The 13,628-nt window shown below is 74.4% G+C and carries 11 protein-coding genes; 2 read left to right on the top strand and 9 right to left on the bottom strand.

Annotation, left to right across the window (positions count from 1 at the left end):
* The first annotated feature begins 16 nt into the window (after nt 1–16).
* Nucleotides 17–1,201 (top strand): helix-turn-helix domain-containing protein, encoded by a 1,185-nt coding sequence (locus tag LC193_RS06030; protein WP_226072271.1) that lies wholly within the window; start codon nt 17–19, stop codon nt 1,199–1,201.
* A gap of 716 nt (nt 1,202–1,917) precedes the next feature.
* On the opposite strand, the gene LC193_RS06025 is transcribed toward LC193_RS06030, so the two are convergent.
* From LC193_RS06025 to gmd, 5 genes are all read right to left on the bottom strand, one after another.
* Complete coding sequence (locus LC193_RS06025; RefSeq protein ID WP_226072269.1) at nt 1,918–2,331, bottom strand: hypothetical protein; 414 nt, start codon at nt 2,329–2,331, stop codon at nt 1,918–1,920.
* A gap of 152 nt (nt 2,332–2,483) precedes the next feature.
* Entirely contained in the window at nt 2,484–3,323 is an 840-nt protein-coding gene (locus LC193_RS06020; RefSeq protein WP_226072268.1) for a glycosyltransferase family 2 protein, read from the bottom strand.
* The gene (locus LC193_RS06015; RefSeq protein WP_226072265.1) at nt 3,320–3,844 is read right to left on the bottom strand and encodes a hypothetical protein; all 525 of its coding nucleotides are present in this window, start codon (nt 3,842–3,844) and stop codon (nt 3,320–3,322) included. Before LC193_RS06015 ends, LC193_RS06020 begins: the two co-directional genes overlap by 4 nt.
* The gene (locus tag LC193_RS06010; RefSeq protein ID WP_226072263.1) at nt 3,844–6,603 is read right to left on the bottom strand and encodes a LamG-like jellyroll fold domain-containing protein; all 2,760 of its coding nucleotides are present in this window, start codon (nt 6,601–6,603) and stop codon (nt 3,844–3,846) included. The genes LC193_RS06015 and LC193_RS06010 overlap by 1 nt, the downstream gene beginning before the upstream one ends.
* Before the next feature lie 88 nt (nt 6,604–6,691).
* Nucleotides 6,692–7,705: a GDP-mannose 4,6-dehydratase gene (gmd, locus tag LC193_RS06005; protein ID WP_226072260.1), complete on the bottom strand. Its 1,014-nt coding sequence runs from the start codon at nt 7,703–7,705 to the stop codon at nt 6,692–6,694.
* A gap of 188 nt (nt 7,706–7,893) precedes the next feature.
* On the opposite strand from gmd, the gene LC193_RS06000 reads away from it, so the two are divergent.
* Nucleotides 7,894–8,880, top strand: coding sequence for a GDP-L-fucose synthase family protein (locus LC193_RS06000; RefSeq protein ID WP_226072257.1), 987 nt, complete (start codon nt 7,894–7,896; stop codon nt 8,878–8,880).
* Here LC193_RS06000 and LC193_RS05995 read toward each other — a convergent pair.
* The 4 genes from LC193_RS05995 to LC193_RS05980 form a co-directional block, all read right to left on the bottom strand.
* Entirely contained in the window at nt 8,874–10,379 is a 1,506-nt protein-coding gene (locus LC193_RS05995) for a sugar transferase (RefSeq protein ID WP_226072255.1), read from the bottom strand. The genes LC193_RS06000 and LC193_RS05995 overlap by 7 nt on opposite strands.
* A gap of 170 nt (nt 10,380–10,549) precedes the next feature.
* On the bottom strand, nt 10,550–11,473 hold the full coding sequence (locus LC193_RS05990) for a heme ABC transporter ATP-binding protein (protein ID WP_226072253.1): 924 nt from the start codon (nt 11,471–11,473) through the stop codon (nt 10,550–10,552).
* On the bottom strand, nt 11,470–12,594 hold the full coding sequence (locus LC193_RS05985; RefSeq protein WP_404819518.1) for a FecCD family ABC transporter permease: 1,125 nt from the start codon (nt 12,592–12,594) through the stop codon (nt 11,470–11,472). The genes LC193_RS05990 and LC193_RS05985 overlap by 4 nt, the downstream gene beginning before the upstream one ends.
* Nucleotides 12,595–12,605: 11 nt before the next feature.
* Nucleotides 12,606–13,580 carry a heme/hemin ABC transporter substrate-binding protein gene (locus LC193_RS05980; RefSeq protein WP_226078496.1) on the bottom strand — a complete coding sequence of 325 codons (975 nt, stop codon included), beginning with the start codon at nt 13,578–13,580 and terminating at the stop codon, nt 12,606–12,608.
* Nucleotides 13,581–13,628: the final 48 nt, after the last annotated feature.

The following is a 13,628-nucleotide window of genomic DNA, read 5'->3' as shown; positions in this document are numbered from 1 at the left end:
ACGGAGCGGTACTGCCATGTCCGAGACTCTCGGCGACAGGCTGCGCAAGGCGCGCAAGCGCGTCGGCCTGTCACCACGCGACCTGGCCCGCGAGTCGGGCGTCTCCTACTCCCTCATCACGAAGATCGAACAGGGCGAGCGCCAGGACACCCGTTGGGAGACTCTGCACCGTCTCGCCCGCGTCCTCGGCACCACGACCAGCGCCCTGATCACCGGCGGCAGCGCCGACCGCGTGGGCATCCCGGCCGCCGAGCCGTCCGGCGCGTGGCACGAGGTCGGGCGGGCGCTCGCTGATACGGGGTCGGACGTCGCGGAGGCGCCCACGGTGCGCGGCGTGCGCGCGGCGGTGGACGCGGTGACGCGTGAGTACCGGGGCGGCAACTTCAGCGGAGTCGCCACGCTGCTGCCGCAACTCATCCGGGACGCGCACGCGTTGGCGGACCTCGCGCCCGAGGGCGCTGCCCTGCGCATGCGGGCCCTGACCATGGCAGGTCGCCTGCTCACCCAGACGCGTCAGTACGACCTGGCCGACCAGGCCCTCACCCGGGCCTTGCGGCAGGCGCCCGACGCACGCACCGCCGCCGCGGCGGTCGACCTCCGGTGCTGGCTGCTGCTGCGGCGCGGACACGTGGACGAGGTGCGCGAACTCGCCGTGCAGTGGGCCGACGATCTGGAGCCGCGCATGTCCCGCGCGACGCCCACCGACTTGGCCATGTGGGGGTGGCTGCTGCTCCGCGCCGCCGCTGCCGCGGGCAGGGACAACCGGCCGGAGGAGGCGGCGGAGGCGCTGAGGCTGGCCCACGCCGCCGCCGTGGCGGTGGGGCGTCCGCACCAGTTGCTCGACCTGGGCTTCATCCACACCTGGTCGGTCGGGGCAGTCCGCATGCAGCGGGCGGAGTACGCGATGGTGCGCGACCGGCCGGACGAAGTGCTGCGGCTTTCGGCGGGAGTCGGTGTCGAGCAGATGAGTGCCACGAACGGCTCGCGCAATCGCCACCTGCTGGATGTCGCTCACGCGCAGGTGCGTACGCGACGGTACGCGAAGGCCGTTGAGACCCTGTCCGCCGTTCACCGCGATGCGCCGCAGTGGCTGCCGCATCAGCGGTACGCGCAGGACATCGTGCGACTGCTCACGGAGCGCCGCCGCACACTGACGCCGGACATGCGCCGACTCGCGGAGGCCGTCCGACTGCCGCTGTGACTCCCCGGGTCGGTCGCGGAGGCCGACCGGGGGCCCGTTTCGGGGCCGATATCGGCGTTGCCGGGTCAGTGCGGGGCGCTCACCGTGGGCTGGGCCCGAAGCTCCGCGAGACGCCGTTGAAACAGGGGCCCGGCGACATGTGCCGCACGCGCCTTGCTCGGGGCGGACTGCTCGATGATGTGGTGCGCGGCAGCTTTGAGCGCCGCAGACCATGCGAGCACGTGCTGTTGCGCGCTCCGCCCGCACTCCTCCGGTTCACCGGGCAGGCAGAGCGGAAGCCGAGGGCCCACCTTGTTCGCCGCGTGCCGAACGTATCGGGCGATGTCCAACCACTCGTCCTCCGTCCGCTGTACTGCCTCCGCATCGCCTTCGGCCTGCCACCTGTCGAAGTCGTCCCCGTGAGCGTGCATGGGCGCGCTCCTCGGGCTTTCTGGGAGTTGAGCGGGTGTGCCGACGATATCGGCTGCCGTGCTGCTGCCCGCTTCGCTCGGTGGCGGTGCCGCACGGACGGGACGCACGGCGCGCACGGCCCGCACAGGGGAAGAGGAGGTGTGCACGACTGCGCGCCGTCTCCGTGCAGGGCCTCGACGTCGGCCAGGATTCCACTCGTTCGAGCGCCCGGCCAGATCTGGGAGACGGGTGCCCCCCGTGCGTTGCCCATCGGCCAGGAAGCGTCCGCGTACGCACGGCCGGACGTCACCGTCGGTGCGCCGGGGCTACGACCCGTCCACCTTGGTGAGGGTCAGGGACGGGGGTGCGTCCGGGTCGGCGATGAACTCCACCTGCCCGTCGCCCGTCGGGTAGAGCTGGACGCCGCCGATCCGGTCGACGCCGCCGGCGTCGACCGTCAGGTAGACGACGTCGCTGCCCGCCCGGTCGTCGAGGAACTCCCACCGGCCGCTGAAGTCGACGGGGTCGGTGCCCCCGACGCCTATGTACTCGTCCGGCGATACGCCGGTGACGGTGAACGTTCCGTCGGACCCGAGCGCGACCTCGGCGCCGGTGTCGGAGTTGCGGTACACGCCGGGCAGGTCGTCGGCGTCGACCGACCGCACGCACCCGGCGGTGAGTGCCGCCGAGGCGGCCAGGACGGTGAAGATCCACCGTCCGCCTTTCGTGTTACGTATCACGGCCCCAGCGTAAAGGCGCCCTCGGCCACCCGGCGGCTCGGGTGCACCGGGCAGAAAAGCACCGGCGGCCCGGTCGGCGGACCCGTCGGCCCGAACGCCGGAGCGGGCGCCGCACCGCACGACGACACCCGTGCGCTGCGGCGCCTCGGCCCTCAGTCCGCGTGCGGCGGGGCGCCGGCCTCTCGGGCCTTCAGGGCGATCTGCCAGCGGTAGAAGCTCATGGCCAGCGCGTAGTCGAGACCGGCCCGCCCGTCGAGGAAGCCGCGCCGGTAGACGTAGGCGTAGGCGAACGACAGCAGCGGCTTGAACGGCGCGCGGTGGAAGAGCTGCCCCTGCCGGGTCTTCGCGACGCGGATCTCCTCGCGGACGTCCGGGTGCTGCTCCAGCCACGCCTCCCAGTCCGAGTAGCGGTTGTGGCGTTCGAACCACGTGCGCACCGGGTCGAGGTCCTTGTGCTCGATGGTCGCGCGCAGCCGGTGCACCGGGTCGGCCAACGGCTGGTAGTGGCCTTCCTGTTCCCCCATGCCGGGCGCGTCCAGGTCGTCCGGCTCGGGGAACCTGGCGCGGGTGCGGTCGAGCAGGGCGCGTTTGACGATGGTGTGGCCGTACCGCAGCCGCCGCCCGCCGAACCAGTAGCCCAGCGGGATGTCGAACGCGGCCGGCCGCACCGCGCGCCCGTCGAGGAAGATGCGGCGCAGTTCCGCCAGCAGGGCCGGGCTCGGCGTCTCGTCGCCGTCGAGGAACAGCAGCCAGGGGATGTCGGTGCGCACGTTCTCCAGGCACCACTGCTTCTTCTTCGGGTAGCGGCCGTCCCACCGGTAGGGCACCACCTGCGCGCCCTCGGCCTCGGCGAGGGCGCGCGTGTCGTCGGTGCTGTCGGAGTCGACGACGACGACGGCCGCGAAGTGGTCGGCGACCGAACGCACCGTGCCGGCGATGTTGGCGGCCTCGTTCTTCGTGGGGATGGCCACCACGATGGGCAGGACGGTCACTCTTCTCCTCGCGCTTCGGTGAGCAGGTCGGCGTGTTCCGGGCACAGGTGCTCGATGGCCTCGCGCGCGCCCGGCAGCTCGTCGCCGCGCAGGGCCGCCACGGCGGCCTCGCGGTCGTTGCGGTCCAGGTAGCCGATGCGCTCGCAGGTCTCCGTGCCGAGTTCGAGGATCGCGGCCGGGTCGACGCCCTCGGGCACCCGTTCGCTCAGGTACTCCCGCTGCTCCTCGGTGAACTCCTCGCCGGGCGACGGCGGTTCCTCCGGCGGCACCGTCTCGTCCGGGGGCCCGCCCGGCGGGCTGTCGGCGTGGCCCTCCGGCTGCCCCTGCGGCCCGTCGGCCCCGCCGGCCGGGCCGTCGGACGCCTCGGGCGTGGGCGCGGGAGAGGAGAGGGCCGGGGACGGGGGCTCCTCCGGCGCCGCGCCCGAGGCGCCGCCGTCCCCGCCGCCGCACGCGGCGACGGCGAGGACGGCGGCCAGCGCGGCGGCCAGGCGCGCGGCGCGGCGCGCGCGGGCGCCGCGCATCAGGGCGCCCCGAAGGTGAGCAGCAGCTGCGGGCGGTAGGCGCTCTGGCCGGTCTCGCGCGCCCACAGCCACAGGCTGTCGGTGCCCTCGCCGGTCAGCGCGAGGTCGAACGTGCCGCCCAGCGCGTCGCGGACCGGACCGGTGGCCAGCGGCACGGTGTGGACGCTGCCGAGCGCATCGGGCGAGCGGAGCGTGCCGAGGACGGTGGTGCGGTCGGCCGCGGGGCGGTTGGCGTACGTGGTGGTGGCCTCGGACCACGTCCCGGTCAGGGGCACGACGGCGAAGTCGTCGGTCGAGCCTGCCGCCGCGTCCCCGGTGACCCGCACCCGCAGGGCCGCCGCCTTCAGCACCTGCCCCGGGGGAGCCGGGGGCAGGTCGAACGCCAGGTAGCTCTCGTAGGCGGCGCTGCCCCGCACGGCGAGCTGCTGGTGGCCGCCGTGCACGGTGTTCACCGCGGCGCCGTTGACGTAGGTGTCGGCGGTGGGCGTCAGGTGGGTGACGGTGTCGACGGGCACGAACGCCGCCTCGTGGTGGGCCCGCACGCGCGCGGCGGACAACTGCCCCGGGTAGACGGCCGTTTCGTCGAGCTGACCGGCGAACCAGTCGCTCGTCGGCCGGCCGGGCCAGCCCGCGAGGCTGTCGCCCCCGGTGCGCCAGTAGCCGGTGACGTCCCTGGCCGACGTGGTCAGGGGGCTGCTGGCGACCTGCTCGCCGTCCACGTACAGCCGCATGCCGTCGGCGCCCACGGAGGCGACGGCGTGGTGCCACTCGCCGTCGTTCCACGCGCCTGGGCTGGTGATCGTGCGGTAGTTGCGGTTGTAGACGCCGAACGCGAGCCTGCCGTCGTCGAGCATGTAGAGGTTGTGGTCGCGGACCGAGCTCGGTTCGAGGATGCGGTTGCCCATGCCGATCAGCTTTCCGCCGCGCGTCGTGGTGGTCCTGAACCACGTCTCCAGCGTGTACCGGGTCAGGCCCGAGTAGGAGCGGTCGCTGTAGGTGTAGCTGTCGGTGCCGTCGTACCCGATGCCGCGCGCGCCCGTGCCCGGCACGGCCGGCGGCGTCACGCCGCGCTCGGGGCCGCCGCGGTGCACGCCCGCGCCGTTGTTGCCCGAGGCGTCGGAGGCGAAGTTGTTGGCCGGCTCGTCGTAGGGCCAGTACAGCAGCGGGTCGTCGGCGAGCACTTCGTCCGTGTAGGCGCGGCCGTCGGCGACGGCCGTCACGGTGACCGGCGCGGACAGGGCGCTGGTGTTGCCCGCGCCGTCGGTGGCGGTGACGCGGTAGCTGTGGGTCGCGCCGGCCTCGGCCAGCGGGTCGAACCAGCTCAGCTGGGGGCGCCGCCACGGCACGGACTCGCCCTCGACGGTGTGCACGGGCGCGGTGCCCCCGTCGCGGTAGACGCGGTAGGTCAGCAGGTGGTCGTCGAGGTCGAGGCTGGAGCGCCAGGTCACCTCGATCCGGCCGTCGCCGTGGCTGACGGCGTGCGTCTCGGGAACGGACGGGTCGCCGGTGTCAGGCGCGGTGGCGAAGCGGGTCAGGCCCCACTGCGCGGCGCCGTTGACGGTGGTGAAGCCGCCGCCCACCCACATGAAGTCGCGGGTGTCGCGCGGGTGTCCGGTGGCCGCGGTCATGACGCGCGGGCCGAGCTGCTCGCCGAGGCCGTCGTTGGTGTTGGGGAACCAGCCGAGCAGCTTGGGGTCGTGCACCGACTGGGCGAACAGGTGGTAGCGCTCCTGGTTGGGGAACTCGCCCATGCTGGAGCAGTCGTGCGCGTGGTGCCCGCTGTACAGCACTTCCTGGTGAACGGCGACGGCCTGGGTCGCGCCGAGGCACGTGTCGCGCCACCGCTGGTCGAACGTGCCCCAGTCGAGCGCGATGCGCCCGTCGAAGCCGCCGGTGCCCTCGTTGGCGGTATAGAAGCCGTGCTCGTCGGTGGCCAGGGCCTGCACGGTGGAGCTGTCCTCGATGAAGTCCCCGCCGTACACGTGGGTGTTGGCGCCGGTCTCGGCGTCGACGACGGCGAGGGCGTGGGACGAGGCGCCGTTCATGGTGAAGAAGTTGCCGCCGAGGACGACGTCCTGGCCGTCGGGCGAGAGCGCGATGGCCTTGCCGATCTCGTCGGCGTCCGCGCGCCAGGACTGCACGGCGCCCGCGGTGTCGACGGCGCCGAACCGCGCTCTCGGCTGGCCGCTGAGCTGGGTGAAGTCCCCGCCCAGGTACACCCGGTCGTCGGTGGCGGCGATGGCGCGCACGATGCCGTTGGCCGCGGTCGGGAACGGCTTGCGGGCGCAGGTCGGCAGGTCGAACGCGGCCAGGCTGCTGGCCCCCACGCCGTTCACGGAGCCGAACGTGCCGCCCGCGTACAGCGTTTCGCCGTCCGGTGAGACGGCGAGCGCCCGGATCGTCGCGGTGCCCGAGCCGACGGTGAACGACAGGTCGCAGTCGACCGGTTCGCCCGTGGCCGCGTCCAGGGCCACGAAGTTGGCCGCGGGCGTCTCGCGCGTGCCGGGCGCGGCGCCCGGCGGGCGGACCGCGGAGAAGGTCCCGCCCGCGTACACCACGCCGTCCGCCTCGGCCAGGGCGTGCACGATGCCGTTGGTCTGCCAGGTCGGCAGGTCCTCGGCGGTCATCGTCACCGGCGGGGTCAGGGCCGCCGCGGGCGGCGCCGCCACCGCCGTGCCGGCCAGCAGGCCGGCGGTCAGGGCCAGCGCGGCCCCGGCGCCCGTCGCCCGGGTCCGTGTCGTCGCTCTCGTCGTTCTCATCGCCTCACCGTTCCCCATGTATCGGCGCACTTAAGGACTGCCGAGCCGGGTGTGCGGTTGTGCACCCCCAGCGCTCAACCCCCTTTGTTCACCTGTCGATTCGCACCCGTGCGCCGCTCAGTTCCTCGTCGAGCGCGTCGATGTCGGCCCGCACCATCAGCTCGGCCAGCTCGCGCCACCGCACCTCGGGGCGCCAGCCGAGCAGGTCGCGCGCCTTGGAGGCGTCGCCGATGAGGGCGTCCACCTCGCTCGGCCGTTCGTACTTGGGGTCGAACCGCACGTGCTCCGCCCAGTCAAGACCGCCGGCGGCGAACGCCGCGTGCAGGAAGTCCCGTACCGTGGCCGGGACTCCGGTGGCCACGACGTAGTCGTCGGGCTCGTCCCGTTGCAGCATGCGCCACATGGCCTCGACGTACTCGGGCGCGTAGCCCCAGTCGCGCACCGCGTCGAGGTTGCCCAGGTACAGGCGGTCCTGGAGGCCGGCCCTGATCCGGGCGACGGCCCGGGTGATCTTGCGCGTCACGAACGTCTCGCCGCGGCGCGGCGACTCGTGGTTGAACAGGATGCCGTTCACCGCGAACATCCCGTACGCCTCGCGGTAGTTGACCGTGGACCAGTAGCTGTAGACCTTGGCGCAGCCGTACGGGCTGCGCGGGTGGAACGGGGTGGCCTCGTTCTGCGGCGGCGGCGTCGCGCCGAACATCTCCGACGACGACGCCTGGTAGATCCGGGTGTCGATGCCGCTGGCGCGGATCGCCTCAAGCAGCCGCAGGGTGCCGAGCCCGGTGATGTCGCCGGTGTACATCGGCGCGTCGAACGAGACCCGTACGTGCGACTGCGCGCCGAGGTTGTAGACCTCGTCGGGGCGTACGTCGCGCAGCAGGTTGACGAGCGCGACGCCGTCGGAGAGGTCCGCGTGGTGCAGGACCAGGGTGCGGCCGGGCTGCTGCGGGTCCTGGTACAGGTGGTCGATGCGTTCGGTGTTGAAGGAGGACGAGCGGCGCACCAGGCCGTGCACCGTGTACTCCTTGGCGATCAGCAACTCGGCCAGGTACGAGCCGTCCTGTCCTGTGACGCCGGTGATCAGCGCGGTCTTGCCCATGGGCGGGTCCCCCTCGGTCGGTCGGCGCGGCGGCACGTGCGCGGCCGGCCCACGGGGCGCGGCCGGTGCCGGGTGGTGTGGAACGTGCGCGTGGTGCGGAACGTGCGCGTGGTGCGGGGCGGCCGGGCGGGCCCGGCGGGGCGCGTTCTGCCCTCGGCCGCGCGCCGGTGCTGGCAGAATGCGGGAGCATGACAACGCTGCTTGAGCCCGGTGCCCGGGTGTTCGTCGCCGGGCACCGCGGGCTCGCCGGGTCCGCCATCGCCCGCGCGCTGGCCGACGAGGGCCACGAGGTGCTGACGCGGACCCGGGCGGACCTCGATCTGCGGGACGCCGCGGCCACGGAGGCGTTCCTGCGCGACGCCCGCCCGGACGCCGTGGTGCTGGCCGCGGCCACGGTCGGCGGCATCATGGCCAACCACCGCTTCCCGGTGGCGTTCCTTGAGGACAACCTCCGCATCCAGCTGTCCGTCATCGCGGGCGCGCACGCCGCGGACGTCGACCGGCTGCTGTTCCTCGGCTCGTCCTGCATCTACCCCAAGCACGCGCCGCAGCCCATCAGCGAGGAGGCGCTGCTGACGGGCCCGCTCGAACCGACGAACGAGGCGTACGCGCTGGCCAAGATCGCCGGGGTCGCCCAGGTGCGGGCGTACCGGCGGCAGTTCGGGCGCCGCTGGATCACGGCGATGCCGACGAACCTGTACGGGCCCGGCGACACCTTCGACCCCGAGACCTCCCACGTGCTGCCCGCGCTGATCCGCCGCTTCCACGACGCGAAGGAGGCCGGGAGCCCCGAGGTGACGCTGTGGGGCACCGGCACGCCGCGCCGCGAGTTCCTGCACAGCGCGGACCTCGCGGCGGCCTGCGTGCTGCTGCTCGGCGCCTACGACGACGACATGCCGGTCAACGTCGGGTGCGGCGAGGACCTGACGATCGCCGCGCTCGCGGAGGCGGTCGCGGGCGCGGTCGGGTTCACCGGCCGCACCGCGTGGGACACGGCGAAGCCCGACGGCACACCGCGCAAACTGCTCGACGTGACCCGGCTGAACGCGCTCGGCTTCGTCCCCCGGGTGCCGCTGGCGCGCGGCATCCGCGAGACCTACGAGTGGTGGCTGCACGCGCGCCCTCCGGCCCGGACCGGCATGTCCGGGTTCATGTCCGAGTCCATGGCTCAGTAGGCGCCGCGTCCGTCGAGCACGGCCCGCAGGGTGCGGGCCAGCACGTCGAGGTCGCCGGTGACCGACCAGTTGTCCGCGTAGAACAGGTCGAGGGCCAGGCCCTCGTCCCACGACAGGTCCGAGCGCCCGCCGATCTGCCACAGGCCGGTGAGCCCGGGCTTGACGCCCAGGCGGCGCAGTTCGACGGCGCCGTACCTGGCGACCTCGTCGGGTAACGGCGGGCGCGGGCCGACCAGCGACATCTGGCCGCGCACGACGTTGAACAGCTGCGGCAGCTCGTCGAGCGAGGTGCGGCGCAGCACGCGCCCGAGCCGCGTGACGCGCGGGTCGCCGCGGATCTTGAACAGTGGCCCCGCGACGTGCTCGTTGGCCGACTCAAGGGCGGGGCGGCGCAGTTCGGCGTCGGGGACCATGGTGCGGAACTTCCAGAGGGTGAACGGCACGCCGCGGTGGCCGATCCTCGTCTGCCGGTACAGCACGGGGCCGGGCGAGTCGAGGCGCACGGACACGGCGAGCAGCGCGAGGAGCGGGGCGAGGACGAGCAGGGCGAGCGCGGAGCCGACGCGGTCGATGACGGATTTGACGGCGGGCTGCGCGCCGTGGCGCAGCGGCGGCGCGATGTGCAGGAGGTTGAGGCCGGCGGCGGTGGTGACGGACAGGCGGCGCAGCGCGACGTCGGTGAGTCCCGGGGAGACGGCGAACGCGAGCCCCGCGTCGTGCACGGCCCAGGTCAGGCGCCGCAGCCGGGCCCCGGTGAGCAGGGTGCCGGGGACGACGAGCACGAGGTCGGCGTCCTTGCGGCGCGCGGCGGCGAGCACGGTGGACCCGTCGAGGCCGTCGGGTATCGGGTCAGGCACGGCGGGGGACAGGTCGGGACCGCTGGTCAGGCGGCCCAACTGGGGTATGCCGCAGACGGGTTCGCCGGGGCCCGCGAGGACGGCACCGATGACGACGTACGCGTGGTCGGTGCGGGCGGCGAGCTGCGCGGTCACGATGTCCACCGGCGCGGCCTCGCCGACGACGAGCACGCGCCGCAGCGAACGCGCCTGGTGGCGCCTGCCGGTGAGGTGGCGGTGGATGCGGGCGGAGACGGCCGCCGTGACGAACAGGCCGGGCAGCAGCGCGAGCAGCGCCGAGGCGACGGGGGAGTCCTCGCCGGTGACGGCGCGCAGGCAGGCCAGCGCGCCCAGCAGGATCAGCCAGTCGTGGAGGGTCGCGAGGAGCCCGCGGTTCTCGCCGAGGGCGCGGACCAGGTAGCGCCGGTGCCCGGCGCGGACCGCCAGCCAGCACAGGGCGGCCACGGTCGCCGCGGCCAGGGGCCTGGGCTCGGCCAGCGCGGAGTGGACGACCAGCACGGGGACGAACACACCCAGGAGGTCGCCGCCGACGGCGACGGGCGGGTACCAGGAGGCGGTGTCGCGGCGGGGGCGGGGGCGGCGGCCCGCGACGGGTGGTCTTCGGGCGGTTCCGTAGGGCGACGAACCTTGTGAATGACGCACGGACCCCCCAAGGCGGATGCGGCAACACGGCGGAGACGGTGTGAAGGTACAACGCGACAAAGAAGGCGCGCCCCCTTTCCCCGTGAGTGCGCGCCACGCCGCTGGAAAAGGCTAGGGCATCCAACGACCGTTTGACTGGCGTTCGTTGTAACTTTCCGGATCGGTCTGTTTCAGTGGCTTGTTTTTTTGGGCCGCAGGGGAACGACCAGGCGGGCGCCGGTCTTCGGGTGCGGGAACACCTCGACGGGGTGCTCGTAGACGCGGCTCAGCAGGCCGGGCACGAAGACCTCGTCCGGCGGCCCGTCGGCGGCGATGCGCCCCTCGTGCAGCACGGCGGCGCGGTCGGCGTGCGCGGCGGCCAGGCCCAGGTCGTGCAGCACGACCACCACGGCCCGCCCGGCCGCGGCGCGCTCCCGGCCCAGACGCAGCACCAGTTCCTGGTGGCGCAGGTCGAGGGCCGCGGTCGGCTCGTCGAGCAGCAGCAGCCCGGTGCGCTGCGCGAGCACGCGGGCCAGCGCGACGCGGGCGCGTTCGCCTCCCGAGAGGCCGGAGAAGGGCCGTTCGGCGAACGCGGTGGTCTCGGTGGCCGCCATCGCCTCGGCCACGGCCGCGTCGTCCTCGTCCTCCGCGTCGGTCCCGTGCCAGGGCGCGCGGCCCATGCGCACCACGTCGGCCACGGTGAAGGGGAAGGAGAGCGCGGTCGACTGCGGAAGCACGGCCCGGCGCAGGGCGAGGTCGGCCGCGTTCCAGGCGTGCGCCGGGCGCCCGGCGATCGTGAGGTCCCCCGCGTCGGGCGTGAGGTCGGCCGCGAGCGCGGCCAGCAGCGTGGACTTGCCCGCGCCGTTCGGGCCGACGAGGGCGAGCAGTTCACCGGCGCGGACCGTCAGGTCCACGCCGTCCAGAACGGTGCGCCCGCCCAGCCGGACGACCAGCCCGCCGGCCGCCGCGACCGTCTCGCCCGCCGCCCAGGGCTCCGGCACGGCCCGGCCGCGCCGGCCCGGCAGCGCGGGGCCGCGCCGCAGGCCGGGCAGCAGGCGGCGCGCGGCCCCTGGGCCCGCGCCGTGCGGCGCCGCGTTCGTGTTCCGTGGCGTCATGCCCAGCCTCCCTGCCGGCGACGGGTCCTGCGCAGCAGCCAGAAGAAGAACGGGCTGCCGATGAGCGCGGTCAGCACGCCGAGCGGCAGTTCCGCGGGCTCGGCCGCCGTGCGGGCGGCCAGGTCGGCCGCGAGCAGCACCAGCGCGCCGCCGAGCGCGCTGGCCGGCACGAGGAAGCGGTGCCCGGGACCGTGGGCCATCCGCAGCAGGTGCGGCACGAGCAGCCCGACGAACGTGATCACCCCGGCCACCGCCACCGCGGCGGCCGTCAGCAGCGCGACGACGAGGATCAGCACCAGGCGCAGGCGTTCGACATCGACGCCCAGGTGGCGGGCGGGCCGTTCGCCCAGCGCCAGCAGGTCGAGCCTGCGCGCGTAGAGGGGCGCGGCCAGCAGCCCGGCCGCCGCGCACGGCAGGACGGCGAGCACCTTGCCCCACGTGGCCTGCGAAAGGGAACCGAGCTGCCAGAACGTGATCTGCGTGACCTGCGCGTTGTCGGCGAAGAAGATGAACAGGCCGATCAGCGCGCCCGCGAAGGCGTTGACCGCGATACCCGTGAGGATCAGCGTCACCACCTCGGTGCGCCCGCCCGCGCGGGAGAGCGCGTAGACCAGGAGCACGGTCAGCAGCCCCGCGACGAACGCGAACGCGGTGACCGTCCAGGTGCCGAGGAACGTCACGCCGAACGCGATGGCGCCGACCGCGCCGACCGCCGCGCCCGAGGAGATGCCGATGACCCCCGGCTCGGCCAGCGGGTTCCCGAACACGCCCTGCATCAGCGCTCCGGCGCAGCCGAGCGAGGCCCCCACGAGCAGGGCGAGCACGATGCGCGGCAGCCGGACGTTCCACAGCACGCTCTCCGCGACCCGGTCGAGCTCCCGGCCGCCGCCGAACGGCAGCCGGTGCGCGACGGAGGCGAGCACGTCGCCCGGCGGGACGCGGTACGCGCCGGTGGCCGCCGACACCAGGGCGAGCACGACGAGCGCGGCGCACAGCGCCGCGGTGAGCCACACGGCTCGGCCACCGCGCTTCGCCCCGGGGCGCGTTTCGGGGCTCGGCGGCGTCTCGCCCGCCGGCGTGCGCGCCGGCTTCCCGGGGTCGTGCGGGGCCGCGGGACGCAGGCCCGTCCCGCTCACGCGGCGCCGCCGGCGTGGATCTGCTCCGCGAGGGACGCGATGACCTGGTCGGTGCGCGGCCCGTAGTTGAGCAGCACCCCGTCGTCGATGCTGGCGACGCGCCGGTCCATGCCGGCCGGCGTCTGCGCGATGCCGGGGATCTCCAGCAGGCCGTCGACGCCGCCCACCGATTCGAGCCCCTTGCTCATCACGAGGATCACGTCGGGCGCGGCGGCGGCGAGCGCTTCGCTGGTGATCGGCGTGAAGTCCCGTTCGAGACCCGACTCGGCGCCCGCGTCGACGCCTCCGGCCGCCTCGATCAGCGAGCCCGCGCCCGACTCGGCGCCGCCGAGCAGGTACACGGAGGCGGAACCGCGCAGGTAGAGGAACGCGACCCGGGGCCGCTCGCCGCCCGCTGGCACCTCGCCGCGGGCCGCGTCGATCCGGTCCATGGTGCGTTCGGTCAGCTCCGCGCCCGCCTCCGGCACGCCGAGCGCCGCCGCGACCGCCTCGACGCGCGGGCCGATGTCGTCGAGCCCGAGGGCGGGGTCGAGGACAAGCAGCGGCACCCCGGCCGCCCTGATGTGGTCGATCGCCTCGTCGGGGCCCGTGGTCGACTCGGCGAGCACGAGGTCGGGGTGCTGGGACAGCACGCCCTCGGCCGAGACGTCGTGGCCGCGCGTCACCACCGGCAGGTCCTCGGCCTGTTCGAACGTCGTGGAGACGTCGCGGGCCACCACCCGGTCGCCCAGGCCCAGGCTCCACACGGTCTCGGCCAGCGAGCCCGACAGCGGGACGACGCGGTCCGCCGACGTCACCGTCACCTCCGCGCCGTCCGCCGAGGTGACGGTCGCGGGCAGGACCGGCTCGGGCGCGGGCCCCGGCAGCGGTTCGACCCGGTCGGCGGCGGGAGCGGCCTCGGGACCTGAGGGGCCCGCGCCGGCGGAGCCGCCGCAACCGGTGGCGAACAGCAGGGCGAGGAGCGGCAGCAGGACGAGTGCCGCGCGGGAACGAGTGCGTCTGGGCCCGTGATCCACTGA

It is taken from the genome of Streptomyces marincola (genome assembly GCF_020410765.1).
GTDB classification, from domain to species: Bacteria; Actinomycetota; Actinomycetes; order Streptomycetales; family Streptomycetaceae; genus Streptomyces; species Streptomyces marincola.
The sequence above is the reverse complement of the archived record's forward strand: the minus strand, read 5'-3'. Positions and strand labels throughout refer to the sequence as shown.

What these genes read in the sequence shown, in the direction of transcription:
- LC193_RS06030 (WP_226072271.1), top strand. Translation starts at nt 17, where the DNA reads ATGTCCGAGACTCTCGGCGACAGGCTGCGCAAGGCGCGCAAGCGCGTC.
- LC193_RS06015 (WP_226072265.1), bottom strand. Translation starts at nt 3,844, where the DNA reads ATGCGCGGCGCCCGCGCGCGCCGCGCCGCGCGCCTGGCCGCCGCGCTG.
- LC193_RS06010 (WP_226072263.1), bottom strand. Translation starts at nt 6,603, where the DNA reads ATGAGAACGACGAGAGCGACGACACGGACCCGGGCGACGGGCGCCGGG.
- gmd (WP_226072260.1), bottom strand. Translation starts at nt 7,705, where the DNA reads ATGGGCAAGACCGCGCTGATCACCGGCGTCACAGGACAGGACGGCTCG.
- LC193_RS06000 (WP_226072257.1), top strand. Translation starts at nt 7,894, where the DNA reads ATGACAACGCTGCTTGAGCCCGGTGCCCGGGTGTTCGTCGCCGGGCAC.
- LC193_RS05990 (WP_226072253.1), bottom strand. Translation starts at nt 11,473, where the DNA reads ATGACGCCACGGAACACGAACGCGGCGCCGCACGGCGCGGGCCCAGGG.